This is a genomic window from Peribacillus sp. B65, assembly GCF_058513295.1.
In genome coordinates this window covers 969,808-989,560 of sequence record NZ_CP195840.1, presented here as the reverse complement: position 1 = coordinate 989,560, position 19,753 = coordinate 969,808, and the positions used below count along the sequence as shown (strand labels likewise).

Sequence of the window (19,753 nt, the reverse complement as noted above, 5' to 3'; positions counted from 1 at the left end):
TAAGTAAGTGATAGATAACTATGTTGCATATGGCAAACTATCTGAAAAGAATGATATTTATGAGTCCCTGACAAAATCCACGGATGTCATCCCCGCAAAATAACTTAATTCAAATGAGATTCATATTGTATTTTCGAAAGTAAAACAAAATAAAGTTCCGCTTTCATTTGAATGCAAATTATATTTTATATGAAGTGTCTTAGCTATATCCTCGATTATTTTTAAGCCAAGCCCTTTACTACTATCGATATCAAAACCAACCCCATTATCCTTGATACTGACCTCGTTATTTTCAATGGTTATCACAAGTTTATCAGCCCTCGAGTGATTCAACACATTTTGGAAAACGTTATCGAATAACCTTTGGAGCCACAAGTCATTACTTATCCATTCCAACTCTTCATTTATAGGCCGATATACTAGTTCAATACCATGCATATTATACAAATAGGCCCATTTTTTAACCATCATTTCTATTAAATCGTGCATATTCACTTCGTCATTTAATATATAGGAATTATCGAGCGTATCTGTGGATTGAATATTATATTCATTTGTTAATTCGGCAATATAATTTATTTGTTGATATAGTGATTGTAATAATGGAGCTTGTTCCGTATATTGACCTTCTAAATAGAATAATTGTAATCTTACTGCAGTTAAAGGTGTATTGATGTCATGCCTTAATTTATTTAAGAGTTCCTTTTTCATTTCCTCTTGTTGCTTTAGTTCCAATTCCCGATAGGTCGTTCTTTCAATCAGTAAGTTTACCGATTTAGTTAATTCCCCGATTTCATCATTGCTATTTACCTCTAATTTATTCGGAATCTCCTCATCACTGGCTAAATTCCTGATGGTTTCATTCAATATATTTATTTTTTTTAATAGCGAGTTAATAGATTTGGAAAATAAGAAGGCTAACAATAATAGTGATAAAATAAATACTCCCAGCATTGTAGGATATGCAAAAGATTCATGAAAAGGAATGTCACTATTATTGGATCTAAAGGCCAAATCATAAATTAATGACATTAGGATACTTATCAACAGTAATATAAATGGCACGCTAATAACGGCAATAAGTAACAATAGCTGGTATTTTTTCTTTAATTTCATTTCTTTATATAGGTATTCAATCTATACCCTTCTCCATATATATTTTGGATGATTTCTCCGATGTTATCATTGATTTTTGTTCTAACTTTTTTTATATGTACATTAATGATATTTTGATTCCTATCTTCGAGCTGCCATAAATATTCAAAGAAATGTTCCTTCGTTAAAATCTGATTCCTATTTTCATATAAATAGAAAAATATTTTACGCTCTATCGCAGTAAAAACCACTTCATTATGCAAGTCATTATTGAATACCTTTTTATGTTCGGCATCAATATATAAATGTTTAATTTGTGTGAAAGTACCATATTGATTTTCCAACAATTTCTGCATTCTTAGTAATAGCTCCCTGGGATCAAAAGGCTTAGTCATATAATCCTCACCAATTGTCAAACCTTGAAGTTTGCTATCCATATCATTTCGGGCGGATAGAAAAATAACTGGAATATTTAATCCTAGACTTTTTACTTTCTTGGTAATTTGATAGCCATCATCTCCTGGCAGCATAATATCCATAATGACTAAATCCATCTCATGGATTATATCTATAATTCCTTTTCCTTCTTTCATCCAACATACATTGTACTCTTCGCGCTGCAAAATCTTTTTCAATAAATCACCAATCATCAAATCATCTTCAACAATTAAAATATTATATCTTTTCATCACAGGACCTTTCTATATTCATTTGATAAATTCCATGGCAAGATCATATATTTCATCTGGCGCGTATAGATAAATGCTGTGCGTCCCTTTCAGTTTTATTACATCCGCTTTTAATAGTTTCCCTGCAAACTCCTCATAATCTTCATTTTTTTGTATTGTATATTTCGAATTTTTATTTTCATCGGCAACCGCATCTAAAAATAAAATGGGTGTTTCTTTTGGAATCGGCAGGTTAAAAGATTTTTTACCATTATTGTAACTTTGTATAAGCTCTTGCTCCATATCATCATTAAAAAACTGTTTATATGATAGTGCTTTATACATTTCTTTTTCATGGTCAGTCAAGAATGATTGCCGGATCACTTCGGGATTATAAACAGCTGAAGGGATAAGACGGTGCAAACCCATTTTCGTTAAAATATTCACTCCTCTTACTGTCAATGAATCAACCATGCCCATTTTATGAGTTACATATTGGTGCGGTAAACCAATATCCAAAGCAATAATTCCCTTTACTTCACTTGGGTATTTTTGTGCCCAGTAAATAGCTTCAATACCTGATAATGAGTGTGGTACCAAAATATAAGGAGGTTTATTACCACTTTCCATTAAAGATTTCCTGCTTTGTTCCAAAATTGCATCAATCTCCCTATCATCATGAAAAACATCACTGTATCCATATCCCGCTCTTTCAATGACTGCAATCTTATTTTCTTTTGCAAACTTACTATATAATCCCTTCAATTCGTAAACAGGAGCAGCAATCCCGGAACCGGACATAAAAACGTATGTACCCTCCCCGTTGCCTTCCGTATATACATTAATTTCTTTGTTATTAAAATCAATGGATGTTCCTACATTAATTAATGATGATTCCTTGCCCTTTTGATAATTATGGTAAATAAAAACAGCTAATACTACAAATAAGAAAATAGCAATGAAGGTAAAAAATATATTCTTTAATCCTTTCAACATTTTTCTCATATAGAAAACTCCTTTCAAGTTATATTGAAAGGATATATGTTAAAAATAAATTTCTAATTAATTTTCATTGTATTTTTCAATAAAAGAAAAATTCACCTTTTATTGTCCATTGATTTGCATTAAAAAAGCTGCGCCAGCGCAGCCCTAAGGATAAATAATATTATATGTCGGTTTAATCACACCGTTTGGGAATTGTTTCATTTCAACTAAATCTAATTTTACACTTGGCTTAACACTGCCGAAAAGAGGGATGCCTTCTCCGATTATGACTGGATTCACTTTAAGCACCAATTGATCAATGAGTTTATGTTTTAATAACGTTCCAGCCAGTTCTCCGCCCCCGCAAAGCCATAGCTTTCCGTCACTTTGCTGTTTGAGGTTTTCTATAAACCCAACGGCGTCTCCTTCGATAAGTTCTACCTCTTCATTCGATTCAAACTGAAGGGAGCTCGAGAATATATAATGTTTCAAACCCTTATACCCTGGTTCACCCGGTTTAGCTCCGAATTGAAATCCAAATTCATATGTTTTACTTCCCATCAACACCGCTTCATATTGCTGGATATCGGATAAAAAGTCCGGGACATGATCTCCTTCAAATAAGAAAAAAGAATGATTGATATCCCCTTCCAACATTGCTTGGTCGGCAATGAAATTATCAAGTGAAACGGCTACATGATATACCAATTGTGCCACTCAGCATCCCTCCAATAGAGATTACACATTTTACACGTACTTTATTTCATTAGCCTCATATGGTATCAGATTGCCATATCGATTATTCTTTTGATATGGTCTTCATTTGTTTCGACACCCACTTGAGTACATAGGTATTCATTTAGTCTGAGGAATTCTGGGATCATACGTCTCAATGTTTTAATAATTTCATTTGAATTGCGGCCACAATCCCAACTTTCCAACAGGGATAACTGCTTTCCAGCTAATTTACTTCTATTGCCCTCGATTTTTGCCCATACTCCATAGGGGACATCTATATGCTCTTCCATTTCCATATACCAACCAGACACAATCAGCCACCGTATCCTATCAAGATTGGATAGTGCATATAACATTTCTCTTCTCATAACGGCCCTGTAGGTTTCATGGACAAAAGCAAGCAGCTTTCCTCTCCAATGCTCAACTTCATCAGGTGTAGGTTTATACACTTTCTCTGCAGCTTCTTTTATAACAGGACTCATAATATTAAAAGGATCATAGATGACTTCTACCTCTTTTAACCAGATGGAGGGAACAATTTCTTCTGGTGCATGATACCAGCTATCAACTTTCACAAAGGTATTATAATGAGTGACGACATACGGTGAATAAGGATTGCAGTCTTCGTGAAATGAAACATCTCCCCAATTATTGGCTCTATCCCTTTTTCCCTTTAAAAATTCTGGTTTACGTTTTGGAATAACAATGGTATGCAAATCTATATCGGAGTATTGATCATCGTTTCCTTTTGCTAATGAACCAGCAATGTAAATAGCCAAAACATCAGGATCTGCCGATAAATCTTTTAATGCATTTTCCAAAAGAATATCGCGTTGTTCCGGTAAAAATGCATCTCTTTCTATATGTTTGCTAACGAATCCCGCACACAGAACCATCTCCTTTTTTTGTAAAACCGTCAAAGTAATATATATTCGTGAATCAGAATAAAATCCCTTTAGCAGAATTGCCGTGTCAGAGATATATACTGCTTTTTACCTCCTTGTTTTCTTTGCTGAGTACCTCTTTACCGGGCAACTATCCTCATTCTCGCCTATGTGGTATTATTTTGAATATTAAGTTAAAAGGAGGCATCATTTCATGTTATTTGCAAATACTCCCGAACCGCCCTATTACGCTTGTATTTTCACTTCGCAAAGAAGCGATGAGGATGCCGCAAGCTATAATTCAACCGCTAAATTCATGGATGAACTTGCCGCTCAACAAGATGGCTATTTAGGAGTCGAAAGCGTAAGAGATCAAAACGGGTTAGGAATTACCGTATCCTATTGGAAGTCCTTGGATGCCATTAAGCTTTGGAAGGAAAATGCCGCTCACAAAAAGGCACAAGAAAAAGGTATGAAAGATTGGTACTCGTCATACACTACCCGAATTTGTAAGGTTGAAAGAGATTATACCAGCAAATAAGGAAACTGAAATTTATGAATTTTCAGCTATAAAAAAGACTTCTTTTACTTTTTTGAGGGTTTGTAAATTTGAACGTTGATTTCCATTCCAGGCACTCGCTTTCCGCGGGCGGTCCGGGAGCCTCCTCGGCGCTCTTCGCGCCTGTGGGGTCTCCCTTGGACGCGCTTTTCCCGCAGGAGTCTCGTACCTTCCATTTCAATCAACTAGATTTTTTTCACTTTAGGATGTTCATCCCAAACCATGTTAAAGACTAATTCCCATTATGGAATTTTACTGTTTTATGAAACACTTATTAAATCGGACAATTTCACCATACCCTTGAAGAGTAACTTTCAGATACCAAAGACGCTTGTGGTTAGAAATTTTTTTAAACTGAAATCAAACTAGCTTTCCATTGAGTTTGTCTTCAACATGGGACCGCTAAAATCCCCTTAAAATCGGTAATAATTCCCTCAGAAAAATCGCAAAAGAGCTTCGGGTTAATTAAAAGGAAATGCCGTTAAGATCTTCCTTTATGAGTGAGTACATATATAAATCATCGAATTTGCCACAGGTATATTCATAATGCCTTAGCAATCCTTCTCTTCTAAACCCTTGCTTTTCCACTAGTTTTTGGGATGGGAGATTATCCGGTTCAATCAAGGCTTCAATCCTTTCCAGGTGAAAGTGACGATAACCATACATAACCACGGCTTCCAACGCTTCGCTCGCAATGCCTTTTCCCCATTGTTCTTTAGTTAATTCATATCCAATTTCAGCTCGATGATGTTTGGAGACCATATTCAGAAAACCACAACTTCCTATAACCTTACCGGAATTCTTTAATGTAATTCCCCATCTGATTCCCGAACCTTCTTCGAATATAGATTCGTACCACTTAATTTCATCCCATACATCATTTACTGTCTCGAATGGGTCTAACCCCATTGGCTTCACCACATCTGTATCAGATAGATATTTGAACATGTCACCCGCATCTTCTAGTGTTACTTCCCTTAATATCAATCGTTTTGTTTCAATAAGTGGAAATACCTTCTCCATCCAATTTCCCTCCTCTAAATCCCCTTTTCCATATTTAACTATTTTAATCATTACCTAATTAAAGAAGATAATCAACGCATTATTGCTTAAAAATTAATGTTAATAACTAAAAGGCGTCCCTACTTTCGTAGAAACGCCTTTTTCCCGTTTTATTTAATTCCTTCATTAAAAGAATTTTTTGTTTCCTTTACTGCTGAAATGATTAAAAACATGGGTCTTCGATTTTCATCTTTCATTTCAGGAACACTCTTTAACATTTCATTAGAAGGCATCGGTTCCTTTACTGCTTTAATGCTGAACAAAACAACTTAAGCACTATTAGTGTTTAAAATTCAATATGAGGCAAAAAAAAACAGCCATTAATATTGTTGTCTTTTATTTTGACAACAATAAATAGGCAGCCCTGTTTTGTTGTCCATCATTGTCCATATAGGACCCTTCCCACCCTTTGTACATAGTCTAAAAGGGTAAACAAAAAAAGGAGGATTTCTTGAATGTATAATTATAATTACGGCGCTTATTACCCTAATAATGTGTATTATTATATAGATGGTGAACGAATACCTGGCCCGGGCGGCGGTCAATGGGACGGACACGGCGGTGGTCATGGCGGTGGTCACGGCGGTGGTCATGGCGGCGGTCATGGCGGCGGTCATGGCGGCGGTCATGGCGGCGGTCAATGGGACGGTCACGGTGGCGGTCATGGCGGCGGTCAATGGGACGGTCACGGTGGCGGTCATGGCGGCGGTCAATGGGACGGTCACGGTGGCGGTCATTGGGAACACGGACAATGGATTCCACGCTGTAGGAGAGTATGGGTTCCCGGATTTGGTTGGACTTGGATTTGTAGATGGTGAAAAAAAGACAGCTTATGGCTGTCTCTTTTTTTGCTTTTTCTTCGTTTTGTCCATTAACTCCAATTACCAGTAGGCTTGTTTTCCTACTCCCCATCTGATTTTCAAATTCCTTCAAACTACAACTCTTCATATTATTGATTTCTATCGATTGAAAACCTTGATTTAACAAGTTAAACAACCCATTAGGACTTATTACCTAATGGGTTTTGTGGAAATAAGACTTTTTTACTCATCCTTAATAAGTTACAGAGAAGATAAGCAAACTATACCATATTGCAGCTGTACGGAATCTACCTTGGCTTACTAAGCTACAAATTAATCCAGGTAGTAAAAAGGATAAATGTATATCGCTTAATCAAAATGTAACGGGGTGATGTTTATGAGAATGAAAAAAGCATTAATAGGTCTCTCACTCTTATGTATGATTGTTCCTGGTATTGCCAAATCGGCTGATTCCGTTGCTGAAAATAATCGAAGCAATATCGTGGCAAATTGGAAATTCACAAAACAACATGTTAAAAGCGGTTCAATCGATAAAGGTAATTTAATTATAGAAGATACAAGCAAACATGGAAATGATTTAGAGTTAGTGACGATAGGGGATCCTGCCTCGCCTGAATTAAAAGATATGATTCAATGGTCCGAAGAAGATTATCATGATCAAGAAAAAGTGGATAGCTTGGAGTTCGCTAATTACGAAAACGCCCCTTCAGGAAGATATTTTAAAACCAAAAAGGGTTCCCCTATCAATTCGGAGGAATTCGATAAGGGGTTTACCATCGAAGCGGTGTTCAAGTTACCAAGCGATTCCAAGAATGCCATGGGGCTTTTTTCTAGACAAGGACAGGCAGCAGATCTTAATAAAATGGAAGGCGAGAAGAAAATCCTTTCTGCTTTAACTGTATCCAGTGATCAAAAAATCCACTGGACAAGCCATCCATCTAATTTAAATTATAATGTAAGCAATTGGTCTCGATCATTAAATGCTGATGAATGGTACCATTTGGCGGTTGTTAATGATGGTGACACGACGACTCTGACTTTGAATGGCGTCAGCGATTACGGAAAATCGGAAAAAGTAATCGGTATTGCAGCAGTTAAAGGGAAAGGCTGGAACATCGGAGCATCTGAGTGGGGAAATAAGTTTAATGCACTATTCAAAGGGAATATCCAGCAAATACGAATTGCCAATAAGGCTTTAACTGAAAAAGAATGGCTTGTACAGGATGCCCGTGACGATGAACCATTCGAAGGATCAAACAAAGCTTTACCTTTTCTAACGAATAAAAGGAATTATAATTTTCTATTTGTCCCGGATACCCAGAAATATTCGAGCCAAAATCCAGAGATTTTCAATAGCCAAATGAACTGGATTTCCAATAACACTAAGAAGAACAATATCATCATGAATACATTTGTTGGGGACATTGTCGATAGTGATTCAGAAAACCAATGGCAAAATTCCCTCGGAGCCATTTCCCATTTGGATAAAAAGGAAATTCCATATTTGATGGCGGCTGGGAATCATGACTATGCGGACGGCGATCCTTTCTTAACGCATTATGGGCCGCAGCGTTTTTTGAATAAAAAATACTATAAGGGGTCGTCTCACTCTGGGTATAGTTCATATGCAATCGCTAAGGCAGGAAGTTATGAATATCTAATCTTGATAGTGGATATGAAAAATTTGCATAAGGATCTGGAATGGTCAAAAAAAGTTTTAGACCAGCATAAAGATAAACCGACAATCCTCGTCTCGCATGATATTATATTCCCGAAGATTAAGAATGATAAAACCATTGCCGTCGAATCTTCTAATGGCCGGGTGATTTGGGATGAACTCGTAAAGGACCATAATCAAGTATTCATGACGGTTAATGGACATTATTATGGGATAGCACATCGGGTAAAACAAAACTCAGCAGGAAATGATGTCATTCAAATGCTGGTCAATTACCAAACGAATTATCGAGGGGGTAATGGCTGGCTAAGACTTGTAGAATTTGATGAAAAGAAAAATGTATTGTTATTCCGGACCTATTCGCCATTTGTCGACGAAATGTCCAAAAAAGAAAAATCCTATATCGATTATAAATTTTTAACAGGTGAAAATAATTCATTTAAATTAGATTGGGACTTTAAAAAAAGATTTAATTTCAGAAAGGCGGAAAAATCCAATTCCCCAGGTGTATCTGATTGACCTCATCAACCTGGGTGAATTCCTTTTTTGGGTGCCTCCCCTTTGTGTTTAGTCATACATCCTCCATGATGATTCAAGAATGCTGCGATTATACTAGTCTGTTTAAGCATCTTTCATGCTGCTTTTTTCATCACCGATATATACTTTCCGAACCCATTAACGACAAGAACCCCAAATATAGCAATAGCGCCGCCAATGACTGAAAGGGTACTAGGGACCTCCTGCAGCCAAACCCAAGCGACAAAAATGGCAATTACAGGCTCAATGTATAACAGACTGGATACGGAGCTGGCTTTTCCTAATGATAGTGCAACTGCCCAAGTTACGTAACCGATGGCCGCAGGGAAAACACCAACAAAAACCGCTGATAAATGACCTTCCATCGTTGCATGTTGAATTTCTTGAAATAGCCCAGGAAAAAATATAAAAAAGGGAATTGTACCAATCCATGTGAAATATGCTGTCAATTCAATCGGATTATAACGGCTGAACAGTGGCTTTTGGAAAACAAAAAACACTGCAGAAGCAATAGCCGACATCAGCACTAAAAAGGCTCCTTCAGAAATATTCAGGGAAGGGCCTGCAGTACCTAAAGTTATTAAGGTGATTCCTGTGAACCCTATTCCTAAACCGATCCATCCGAATAGGCCGAGGCGTTCTTTTAAGACGAAAGCAGCAATGATCGCTATGAAGACAGGTGCTGAACCAATCAGCATTCCAGCCGTTCCCGCCGAAACAGTTTGTTCCCCGAATGTCACCCCAATATGGTAAATACTAATTCCAATAAATGCAAGGATCGATATCCTCAACAAATCCGCTTTTTTCGGGAGTCGAAATTTCACCCCAGGCCATAGAGCATAAAGGACAAAAATCCCTGATGCTATAAGATAACGAACAAGTACCAAATGGCCAGCTGAATACCCGCCATGCAAGCTTGCACGAATAGCAGCGAATGTAGATCCCCAAATAATAACTGTAATTGATGCCAATATAAATGCCTTAGTGTTCAAAACCTATTCCTCCCATGACCATTCACTATAAACTGAAGGTATCATGGATACGGGAGAACTTCAATAAATTTTCTATCTCACTGTGAAGTGGAACAGTAAAATACGAATAAGATTACATTCCCGAGATGTAATCATCTGTGAAGAAATCTTTGCCATATGGGATTGAATAGGAAATCTTCCTTTAAAGATCGATCAGGTTAGAAATGCATGCTAAACACTAGGGTTTTATATAAAAAGTTAAAACAAAGTTGATTGAGAGGCTGTGCGAGACTCCAGCGGAAAAAGCGTACCCAGGGTCGACCGCCCGCGGAAAGCGAGTGCCTGGAGGCAAAGTTCAAATTGTACAAACCCTATCTACCTAAATTTTTAAACAAGACTTGATTATCCTTAATGTTTTTTCACTGTAATCCTTATTGGATTGAAGAAATTTGCGGCACTCCTGCCGAATTAGTGGCCAGCCGAGACACCGCAGCCGCTTGCGGAAAGGAGGCTTGGCAGACAGTCGGCGGAAAGGGAGCGGATTTCTGAAATCAACTGGAAGGTTTTTTAATAAAAAAACTGTAGCCAATCTCGATTTTCATTGAGTTTGGCTACAGCGTGCATAATTAATTTAATTAACTATTTTCTGGTTTCCAAGAAGAAAAGCGTCTTTCAATAATGCCTAATAATGAAGTAAGAATGATTCCCGTTATCGTAATGACTAACACTCCAACAAACATACGGTCTGTTTGTAGATTTTGACCATTGCTTGTCAATTGATATCCGATACCAGCTGTCGAAGCGAATAATTCACCTACAACTACAGCAATTAATCCTTGGCCTATACCTAAGCGAATACCGTTTAAAAGGAAAGGTACCGTCGAAGGCAAAGCAATTGTTTTAAAGATTTGAAATTCACTTGCATTAAATGTTCTTGCTGCTTTTATTAAGTTTTGATCTAATGTTAACATAGCTTTTTGTGCGCTCATCACTATTGGAAAGAAGGCCATCAAAAATACTATAACAATTTTTGATGCTGGTCCTATTCCAAATGCAATTATGATCACTGGTAAAAGTGCGACTTTAGGCGTTACATATAATCCTGAAATGAAAGGGTTAACTACTGCATTAAAGTTAGAATTCCAGCCAGATAACACACCAAGTGGTATTCCAATCAGTATTGCTAAAACAAAGCCTGAAACAAATTCGTAACCACTCACTTTCATATTTTCCCAAAAAGATACTTCTTGGACCATTAAAACTGCCGCTTGTGCAATTTCAACTGGTGAGCTAATGAACAATGGATTTATCCATTCGTTTTGAGAGGCAACTTCCCAAAGCAACAGGAATATTAAAACAGATGCAACACTGATAAAAAATGTTTTTTTTTCTTTTTTTATTTTCTTCGCCTTTTTTATCTTGTGCTTTGTTTGTGTAAGTTGGATCGTACTCTTCGCCATATTATTCTCCTTTCACTATATCATTTTTCTTTATTATCGAAACCTTGTTTTGAAGACTCCTGTTCAATAATGGACCATATATGGTCTACAAACTCTAAAAATTCCGGGCTGCGCTTCACATGAAGATCTCTCGGTCTAGGTATATCAACATCAACAACCTCCACTACACGTCCTGGTCTTGCTCCAAAAACAAAAACTCTATCAGCTAAAAATACAGCTTCATCAATTTGGTGTGTAATAAAAAGACTTGTCTTTTTTGTCTCATCCCATATTCTAAGTAACTCACCTTGCATAAACTCCCTGGTTTGTGCGTCCAATGCCGAAAATGGTTCATCCAGTAATATTAAGGACGGGTTTACCGTTAATGCTCGAGCCAAGTTTACCCTTTGCTGCATCCCCCCTGATAATTCGTGGGGATAATGATTTTCATAACCTTTTAAACCGACCATTTCAATAAATTCCTTCGCCTCTTTCTTTTTCTCTGCCGTTATTTGCTTTAACAGTTCAACTCCATAGAGAACATTTTCCAATACTGTTCTCCAAGGTAACAGACTCGGGTTTTGAAAAACCATTGCCCTGTCCTTACCGGGACCATCAATTTTTTGCTGATCTAATAGAATTTCTCCCTTACTTGGCTTAAGTAATCCAACTACAGTATTTAAAAAAGTGGTTTTTCCACAGCCGCTCGGCCCAACTATACATATAAATTCACCATCTTTGATATTCAAGTTTATATTCTGCAGGGCAATCACTTCTGCACCAGTTTTATTGTTTACGTAAGTAACATCTAAAAAACGAGTAGACAATTTGAAATTTTCCAGTTGTGCATTTTCCATCTTACCTATCATCTCCTTTCTATCTAATTATTTTTTAAATGCTTCTTCTATATAACTATTTGTCCAAATAACATCTTCAGTAGTATCCTGTTTAGTAGAAACGCCTGACAACTTGCCGAATTCAACTAATGGATCCTGGGCATTATCCCAAGCTTCTTGATTCATTTCCCCATAGCCTTTAAAAGTGTTTTTCAATCCGATTAGTGATTCCTCTAGGATATCAACATCAATTCCATCAAAATAAGATACGATTGATTCGGCTGCCTCTCTTGGATTATTACGTGTGAATTCCATACCTTTCCCTATTGCCCGAACTACTTTCAAAGATGTTTCCTGATTTTTTTCTAAATATTCCTTTTTAGCAAAAACAGCTTCCCAGACCATATTGCCATACATTGGCTCTTCACTTGTATTGATTACGATCTCACCAACATCTTTACTTTCCGCCTGTAAACCCATTGGAGGCGATGCTATACCACCGTCAACAATCCCCTCCTGCATACCGCCAATCTTCGATCCATCTCCTGCCAATTTGACAGTTTTAAGCGTATCGGGGTCAACACCATGCATTTGCATTAAATAGCGGGTGTATACGTCTCCAGAATCACCGACAAGATTTGTACCAATAGTTGCGCCATTCAATGAAGCCACTCTATCTTCAAATGATGAGTCTTTAGAAACATTCTTTTTCTTTTGATATTGTTTAGAAAGAGTAATTTGATAGGTTAGCGCTGAATTTAAAGATTGAATCGCCATTAATTCTTCACCTTTATCAAGAGGAGTAAACATACTTCGAGGACCCGAGACCGCAAACTGAGCTTCACCTGATAATACAGAAGCAATTACTTGTGCTCCTCCGCCACCAGATACAATCTCTGCTTCAATTCCTTCTTTTTCAAAAAAGCCTTGCTCGATGGCTACATACAATGGGGCAACTGACAATAACCGTGCAGGTTCCGTAAAAGTAAGCTTAACCGCTTTTCCTCCGGAACTTCCTTTATTTTCTGTAGTTGTTTCGTCACTTGGACCGCATGCAGAAACTATTAACACCAAACAAATCAGAACGAACGCCAATTTTTTCTTAAACATATTACTTACCTCCCTAAATCAAATATTTTTTACACTTAATTCACTATCTAACTATATTCCCCCTCCATTAATGTTTTGTATACAAAACATTATTTCATATACATATCAATTCTAAATCAGCTGTCCCATTTGGGTCAAATGTAATTTTGGAAAATTTAGATAATTCAGTGGATTGCTGCACAAAAAAACACTCTTTTAGAATAATGAGTGTCCTTTAACTCTTAAGATACAATTTTCTTCTTCCGTAAAAATAACTCTTTTGTTCCATCCTTCAAATAAAGGAAAAAGACTTATTCTCAATCCATTAATGCTTCACCAAATTTAAACGTTTGCAATAAAAGACGTGAAATCACTACTAAGAATATGTGTTTGTTAAGGTTAGCCCATTATAAACATAATCCCACATTGAATCATCATTAGGACCATCACTGGGTACTTGCACTGTACAAATGCCTTTGATTCCCCAGTCGATTTCATTAACACCTTTTAACCCCGCTAGTGGATCAAGGAAGAGGATATTAAATTTCCCCGGTATCATTTCGGACAAGACGGATTGCAATTCAACTGCACCGTGAACCGAAACTGCCCCCCATCTAACAAATAAGACGGATTTGCTATTTGAAATTATTTCAATAAACTTATTTATTCGGTAATTAAGTTTTTCTTTGTAAGCAGGGTAAAGATGAGTCCAATCTTGATTAGGTATTATTGGGAAATCATGGACTGAAATAATATTATAATAGGTATCTTGGATAAAATAGGCGTCTTGCTGCTTACCGCCTTCATCAGAAAAAACCGCATCTCCATCATCAAGATAAGAAGCGATGCCATCTACCTGCTTCATATTGTTTAAGTCCATAAATCCGACAAATCTGTTCTTCAATAATCTGCTTACATCCGGGAGTGAGTTAGATACAACCCAATCAAGAGGAAACGAAAACCGCCTCAAATTATGCCGCCTTAAATTAAGAGAAGGTCCACACCAACTGCCTAGGCTAATGATTACATCATAAGATCCTTTTATATCTTGTAATTTCAATTCAGTCATCCTCTCTACTAATTTCCCTATTTCATCAAATCCTTTTGGTAGTTAACTAATTTTAATTCCAGTCTTTTTCACTTTGTTCCGGAATTATATAGACAATCCAGCCATAACGAATTTTCAGCTCTTCAGCCATTAGGCGGTTTCTTTATCAGGAAATGTACCTGTTACTAAGCGGAAACGGTTATTTTCCGCGTTAATTATTTTTTCTTTCAATGCTTGTACCTCCTTTTTTATATCTTATGAAGCTTCCCTAACAGCCCTTTTTATGTTTCTGAAAAATAAAAGAAGCCCTACTTGGATAAAGTGGACCGTTGGGATCTTAAAGAAATATCGGGAATGCAAACAATATTAATGGAGAAGACTGCCTAACCTAACCTAAATACTGCCCCCTTTCCACCTTTTATTGTAGGGTCAATAACCTTTTTCAATAGTGCTGGAATCGTGAATCTTCCGAATAACACTAGTGTAGCGATATTGCATTTCAACCGCTTTTCAGCTTTTGAATTCAACCAAGTTTTACCTCCCAAAAAACTTCATGTCTTAAATTTTCACGCATTTTCCTAGCCAAGCCTGTAATTTCTACTGTTCATATATTCCAAGAGGCAGATCATCCGGATCACCAAAAAAAGTAAACCTTTTTCCTGTTAACTCATCAACACGGATGGGTTCGACTAGAATATTTTCTCTTTCTAACTCTTCAATCGCTTGATGAATATTTTCCACTTCAAAGGCAAGATGTCTAAGTCCTCTTGCTTCAGGATAACTTGGACGATGGGGGCTATTAGGAAAGGAGAACCATTCCAGCTGATACTCCCCTCCGACCATTAAATCCAATTTATAGGACTTCCTTTCTGCCCGATAGTTATGAAATTTCCCTTAACTGTACCCAGCATCAGTAGATTGAAACACCCTTTTCAGAAACCCACCCATTGCTTAAGGTAAAAACTTCAGCAGCAGACTTAAAATATTAGTGGATAAGGGTGCAGTAAATATAGTTACACTGCTGGCATGACTTGGGGTAGCGGCATGACCTTAAACGAGAAGCTATGAAACTCAAAAGAGTATTTCAATAGGTGGTGAATCAAATTTTCCGAGTTATTACTTTCTTCTCATTGAAAAATATCTCAATTTATGTCAATTGAAACCAAATTTCGAGTTTGTTATCTTAGTTAATGAACCGGTTCATGACTATATTCTGTATGAATATTAGTCACAATAAAAGGAGAGATGAAACCATGACACAAGAACGCAAATCAACAAGCGCAGTGGAGCAGTATGCTAATCTCATCCCCATGAGCGAAATTGCTTCGAACGCAGATCAATTATTTCCTTTTCCAATCTTTAATAGTTTACGACAAAATACTCCTGTAAGGTACGATGAGGCTCGAAGCTGCTGGGATGTGTTTCGATATGAAGACGTTCATTATATTCTAAAAAATCCAAAACTGTTTTCATCGGAACGAGGGTCTGGAACTCTTCAAGGAAGCATTTTGACAATGGACCCTCCTAGACACACGAAAATGAGAAACTTAGTGAACAAGGCATTCACTCCTAAAGCAGTGAAGGATTTAAAAAATAAAATCGAAGAGGTGACACTTTACCTTCTCGATCAAGTTAATGAGAAGGGGACTATGGATCTCGTTCATAACCTAGCTGGTCCGTTGCCTGTCATAATAATTGCCGAATTATTGGGGGTCCCTTCTAAGGATCGGGATCTTTTTAAAACCTATTCTGATGTTCTCGTGGCAGGCGCAAAAGATAATTCAAATGAAGCCTTCCAAATAATGGCACAAAAACGCAAGGAAGGAAGTGAGTTTCTTAAAGAATATTTCAAAAAAATAATTTTAGAGAGAAAAGTTAATCCTGAAGAAGATTTAATTTCGCTATTATTAGCAGCAAAAATTGATGGGGCAAAATTAACAGAAGAAGAGGTACTATCTTTCTGTGTTTTATTATTAGTGGCGGGAAATGAAACAACAACTAATTTGATTACAAATGCCGTACGCTATATGACAGAAGATAAAAACATTCAAGAACAAGCTAGGACAAATCTGCCTTTAATACCAAAATTGGTAGAAGAAACACTACGCTTTTATCCTCCAATACAGGCAATTGGCCGTGTTGCAAAGGAACATGTCAAAGTTGGGGGCAAAACAATCCAAAAGGGGGAACAAGTAATTTGCTGGGTCGCTTCGGCAAACCGGGATGAACAAAAGTTTGCAGAACCTAATCGGTTCACGTTAGAAAGGAAATTAAATCCTCATTTGAGTTTCGGGTTTGGTATTCATTTTTGTTTAGGTGCCCCGCTTGCACGTCTAGAAGCAGAAGTAGCTCTCGTGATACTATTAAGTACATTTGCAAAATTGGAAGGTGTAAAAGGGACTGAGCTGGAGGCGATTCCAAGTCCGTTCGTTTTTGGAGTGAAAAGACTTCCTTTAAAATTCACAAGATAATGAGCCTTGCTGCCTAAGAATATATAGATTAAGTAATACAAAAACCTATCAATAACAAAAAATGAAGTTTTTTATAACCTCAGTGACCTTTTAAAATTGAATATTTGGAAAGCATTTGTTGGAGAAGATGTTAAATCCAATATTAATCCAGTTATTAGAAATCACACTGTACTAGGTTGATAAAAACTTAATATATAATATGGAATTTATGAGCTAAAAAATACAGAAACAAAAATGGAAATCGAATTTGGCTACAGTTTTTTTTGCTTGTACAAATTTAGACGTTGATTTCCACTTCAGGCACTCGCTTTCCGCGGGCGGTCCGGGAGCCTCCTCGGCGCACTTGCGCCTGTGGGGTCTCCCTTGGACTCGCTATTCCCGCAGGAGTCTCGTACCTTCCGTTCCAATCAACTATGTTTAAAATTTTAGATAGAACTCCTTTTGCCTACAGTCTTTTTTGTTTTAAAATAGAACTATTAAAACTTGAGGTGATGAGGATGCTTTCGAAACATCATTCTATTCAGCAAGCAACTTGAAATGATTACTTTAGATCAACTGGTGCCGGCGAATCATTTGGTTCGTAAAATTGAGGCTTCCGAAAACCAAAAACAATTGATATTGCCAGAGGTATTAAGAGAAACATCAAAGCTAGTTGCGTTTTTTTAGTCATAAGCGTCCCTTCTTAGAGTATGTATTTTACAAATAACAGCATTGTTTCTGGAAATAATCCACATTAACGGTCATTCAAAAATCTTACATTAAAATCCCAAAATAAATAGCCTATATATTAAGAGTAATCTTAACTTATGAGACGAAAAAAATGAGATAATCCAAAATTCCAATGCAAATTTTCCATTCTATTTAAGAATGACTAATTCCCTTCTTTATACTAAAAAGACGGCTCTCAATTTGAGTGCCGCCCCCTTTTCTTTAATTAAACTGTCCCAACTCTAATATGCATTATTCTGCTTTGAATGTTTTCTTCACTTTGTCGCTTTCATTCATTCCATGGCGTGTCACTGTTACATAAACAGAACCTGAGCCCTTACCTAACTGCTTAACCGTAATGGTTGCAGAGGAAGAAGTGGATGTTTTACTAGATAGATACTTCCCGGAGGATGAATAGAGTTTTACAACATCGCTTTTTTTTAATCCTTTGACTACTACTGTATCTGACTTACCCTTATTATTCTTAATCGTAATGTTGGAAGCGCTTGGCTTAGGTGTCTTCGGTTCTGCTTTAAACGACACTTTTACTCTAGAACTCTCAAGCATTCCACTTCGGGTGTTTGACACATAGATAAAACCGGCATTCTTTCCTAATTGTTTGATGTTAAAAGTTGTAGAGGAACCTGAAACTGGTTTAGATGTAGCAAATAGCTTTCCTTTCGAATCGAACAACTTCACTACATCGCCTTTAGTCAAGGCACTCACTTTCACGCTATCCGATTTGCCTACATAATTTGTTATTTGTACCGACTTACTGCTAATAGACGGCGTTTGAACTTTTACAGCCAGTTGGTATTTATAATTAGTAGTGTTTGAATAATAATCACTCACCGATATATAGTACCGCCCTGCAGGAAGGGAATACCTCTTCGATTCTATACCCTTTGCAAACTGGTCATCCTTCGTATTAAAGGATCCCACTTCATCACCGTTTGAATTATAGAGGCTCATATACCAACTAACAGATGGCTTCCTTCCCATCTCTAGAGATACACTTGATGGTTTTGATAGGTAAAACGTAAAATAATCAGTGTCATTGTTATCTTGGAGATTCCCATAATAGTTTTTGCCCAACCCAATACTGTTTGCCTGCTGGGCGTTGTTATTGAATTCTTTTTCATAGGTAGTTGACTTTGCAAACTTCACGGTAAAGGCATAAGGCTGGTAAGTTGAATTATAATGCCAATTGTTTTCAATATGGATTAAGTAATCTCCTTTAGGTAGCCCGACCGTCCGTTCCGTCGGTTTTGTGACGTTCGAAGAATCATCTGTCGTAAACTCACTAAGCACTTCACCCTCTAAAGTTAAAATACTCGCATTCCATTGGATACCAGTTTTTTGACTCATATTGAGAGTGACAGCTCCACTTTCAGGAAGGGTGAATCTATAATAATCCTCATCATCATATTTTTGTATCTCACCCATGTAAGGTGAATTTAGTTTAATTTTATTTGCTGCACTTGAACTATCGTTGAATTCGTATTCCACATTTGCATTTTCTGCAAAATTAACAGCAAAATAATAGGTTTCGTTATAAGAATTCCAATCATCCTCAATATGTACGTAATAAGTACCAGCTGGCAACCCTACTTTCCTTACCGTCACACCCATGGCTTTATTACTGTTATCTGTTGTTCCACCTGTAAACTCATTTCCATCACCATCTAGGATTTCAAAATCCCATGAATATCCCGAATAGTTATTCATGTTAAGGGTGACTTGACCCGGTTTTGTCAGCGTGAATTTCCAATAATCTTCATAATCTTCATTATCTCCATTAAGGATTGCATGATTAACAGCATTTACATTAATGGGCTTTGCTGCTTGCATGGAATCCTGTCCAACGTTTGCTGAAACCCTCAAGGCTCCGCTAACCAAGATGAGACATAGTACCCCTAAAAAGGCACTTGCTGCCATTAAGTATTTTTTCATTGTTAAATTCCTCCTATGACATTTTTACTAGAATATTATTCTACCATGTTTCACAAATAATCTTCCCAATTTTTTATTCTTTTGGAATTTTTTTATCTAGATGTCAGTCGTTCTTAAGCTGTAATTCCTCAACGTAAAAAACAGTTGAGAAAAAAATTCACTAATTGATATTCTTATTATTGTACTTTTTCTGTTGATGATGATCTGCTTTA

18 protein-coding genes and 1 pseudogene are annotated in these 19,753 nt (G+C 36.9%); 5 read left to right on the top strand and 14 right to left on the bottom strand.

Going from position 1 to position 19,753, the window contains the following annotated elements; translation table 11 throughout:
* Positions 1 to 120 precede the first annotated feature (120 nt).
* The 5 genes from ACSR9O_RS04905 to ACSR9O_RS04885 all read right to left on the bottom strand — a co-directional run bounded on the left by ACSR9O_RS04905 (position 121) and on the right by ACSR9O_RS04885 (position 4,306).
* Positions 121 to 1,116: a sensor histidine kinase gene (locus tag ACSR9O_RS04905; RefSeq protein WP_260357251.1), complete on the bottom strand. Its 996-nt coding sequence runs from the start codon at positions 1,114 to 1,116 to the stop codon at positions 121 to 123.
* The gene (locus ACSR9O_RS04900) at positions 1,113 to 1,784 is read right to left on the bottom strand and encodes a response regulator transcription factor (protein ID WP_260357250.1); all 672 of its coding nucleotides are present in this window, start codon (positions 1,782 to 1,784) and stop codon (positions 1,113 to 1,115) included. The genes ACSR9O_RS04905 and ACSR9O_RS04900 overlap by 4 nt, the downstream gene beginning before the upstream one ends.
* 18 nt (positions 1,785 to 1,802) lie before the next feature.
* Positions 1,803 to 2,768, bottom strand: a complete 966-nt coding sequence (locus ACSR9O_RS04895; RefSeq protein WP_491724044.1) for an alpha/beta fold hydrolase — start codon at positions 2,766 to 2,768, stop codon at positions 1,803 to 1,805.
* Positions 2,769 to 2,912: 144 nt separating this feature from the next.
* Positions 2,913 to 3,464 carry a dihydrofolate reductase family protein gene (locus tag ACSR9O_RS04890; RefSeq protein ID WP_491724043.1) on the bottom strand — a complete coding sequence of 184 codons (552 nt, stop codon included), beginning with the start codon at positions 3,462 to 3,464 and terminating at the stop codon, positions 2,913 to 2,915.
* 65 nt (positions 3,465 to 3,529) lie between these two features.
* Positions 3,530 to 4,306, bottom strand: a complete 777-nt coding sequence (locus tag ACSR9O_RS04885) for a nucleotidyltransferase family protein (RefSeq protein WP_260357247.1) — start codon at positions 4,304 to 4,306, stop codon at positions 3,530 to 3,532.
* A gap of 277 nt (positions 4,307 to 4,583) precedes the next feature.
* On the opposite strand from ACSR9O_RS04885, the gene ACSR9O_RS04880 reads away from it, so the two are divergent.
* Positions 4,584 to 4,910: an antibiotic biosynthesis monooxygenase family protein gene (locus ACSR9O_RS04880; protein ID WP_491724042.1), complete on the top strand. Its 327-nt coding sequence runs from the start codon at positions 4,584 to 4,586 to the stop codon at positions 4,908 to 4,910.
* A 483-nt stretch (positions 4,911 to 5,393) separates the two neighbouring features.
* On the opposite strand, the gene ACSR9O_RS04875 is transcribed toward ACSR9O_RS04880, so the two are convergent.
* Positions 5,394 to 5,951, bottom strand: a complete 558-nt coding sequence (locus ACSR9O_RS04875) for a GNAT family N-acetyltransferase (RefSeq protein WP_434169238.1) — start codon at positions 5,949 to 5,951, stop codon at positions 5,394 to 5,396.
* Between the two features lie 494 nt (positions 5,952 to 6,445).
* On the opposite strand from ACSR9O_RS04875, the gene ACSR9O_RS04870 reads away from it, so the two are divergent.
* Positions 6,446 to 6,808, top strand: a complete 363-nt coding sequence (locus tag ACSR9O_RS04870) for a hypothetical protein (protein ID WP_491724041.1) — start codon at positions 6,446 to 6,448, stop codon at positions 6,806 to 6,808.
* Positions 6,809 to 7,187: 379 nt separating this feature from the next.
* Entirely contained in the window at positions 7,188 to 9,008 is a 1,821-nt protein-coding gene (locus ACSR9O_RS04865; RefSeq protein WP_491724040.1) for a laminin G domain-containing metallophosphoesterase family protein, read from the top strand.
* Between the two features lie 113 nt (positions 9,009 to 9,121).
* Here ACSR9O_RS04865 and ACSR9O_RS04860 read toward each other — a convergent pair whose 3' ends face one another.
* Positions 9,122 to 10,018 (bottom strand): DMT family transporter, encoded by an 897-nt coding sequence (locus ACSR9O_RS04860; protein ID WP_491724039.1) that lies wholly within the window; start codon positions 10,016 to 10,018, stop codon positions 9,122 to 9,124.
* A 390-nt stretch (positions 10,019 to 10,408) separates the two neighbouring features.
* Here ACSR9O_RS04860 and ACSR9O_RS04855 point away from each other — a divergent pair, with 390 nt between their 5' ends.
* Entirely contained in the window at positions 10,409 to 10,546 is a 138-nt protein-coding gene (locus tag ACSR9O_RS04855; protein WP_491724038.1) for a hypothetical protein, read from the top strand.
* Positions 10,547 to 10,632: 86 nt separating this feature from the next.
* Here ACSR9O_RS04855 and ACSR9O_RS04850 read toward each other — a convergent pair whose 3' ends face one another.
* The 6 genes and pseudogenes from ACSR9O_RS04850 to ACSR9O_RS04825 all read right to left on the bottom strand — a co-directional run.
* Entirely contained in the window at positions 10,633 to 11,457 is an 825-nt protein-coding gene (locus ACSR9O_RS04850) for an ABC transporter permease (protein ID WP_491724037.1), read from the bottom strand.
* A 20-nt stretch (positions 11,458 to 11,477) separates the two neighbouring features.
* Entirely contained in the window at positions 11,478 to 12,293 is an 816-nt protein-coding gene (locus ACSR9O_RS04845) for an ABC transporter ATP-binding protein (RefSeq protein ID WP_063576690.1), read from the bottom strand.
* A 27-nt stretch (positions 12,294 to 12,320) separates the two neighbouring features.
* On the bottom strand, positions 12,321 to 13,382 hold the full coding sequence (locus ACSR9O_RS04840) for an ABC transporter substrate-binding protein (protein WP_491724036.1): 1,062 nt from the start codon (positions 13,380 to 13,382) through the stop codon (positions 12,321 to 12,323).
* Positions 13,383 to 13,737: 355 nt separating this feature from the next.
* On the bottom strand, positions 13,738 to 14,430 hold the full coding sequence (locus tag ACSR9O_RS04835) for a DUF1796 family putative cysteine peptidase (RefSeq protein WP_491724035.1): 693 nt from the start codon (positions 14,428 to 14,430) through the stop codon (positions 13,738 to 13,740).
* A 362-nt stretch (positions 14,431 to 14,792) separates the two neighbouring features.
* Positions 14,793 to 14,936: a hypothetical protein gene (locus ACSR9O_RS04830; RefSeq protein ID WP_491724034.1), complete on the bottom strand. Its 144-nt coding sequence runs from the start codon at positions 14,934 to 14,936 to the stop codon at positions 14,793 to 14,795.
* A 70-nt stretch (positions 14,937 to 15,006) separates the two neighbouring features.
* Positions 15,007 to 15,288 (bottom strand): annotated as a pseudogene (locus ACSR9O_RS04825) (VOC family protein); the annotation flags it as partial.
* Positions 15,289 to 15,662: 374 nt separating this feature from the next.
* Between ACSR9O_RS04825 and ACSR9O_RS04820 the strand changes: the two are divergent.
* Positions 15,663 to 16,880: a cytochrome P450 gene (locus ACSR9O_RS04820; protein WP_491724033.1), complete on the top strand. Its 1,218-nt coding sequence runs from the start codon at positions 15,663 to 15,665 to the stop codon at positions 16,878 to 16,880.
* A 960-nt stretch (positions 16,881 to 17,840) separates the two neighbouring features.
* Here the strand turns inward: ACSR9O_RS04820 and ACSR9O_RS04815 are convergent.
* Complete coding sequence (locus tag ACSR9O_RS04815) at positions 17,841 to 19,541, bottom strand: pre-peptidase C-terminal domain-containing protein (protein ID WP_491724032.1); 1,701 nt, start codon at positions 19,539 to 19,541, stop codon at positions 17,841 to 17,843.
* Between the last annotated feature and the right edge of the window lie 212 nt (positions 19,542 to 19,753).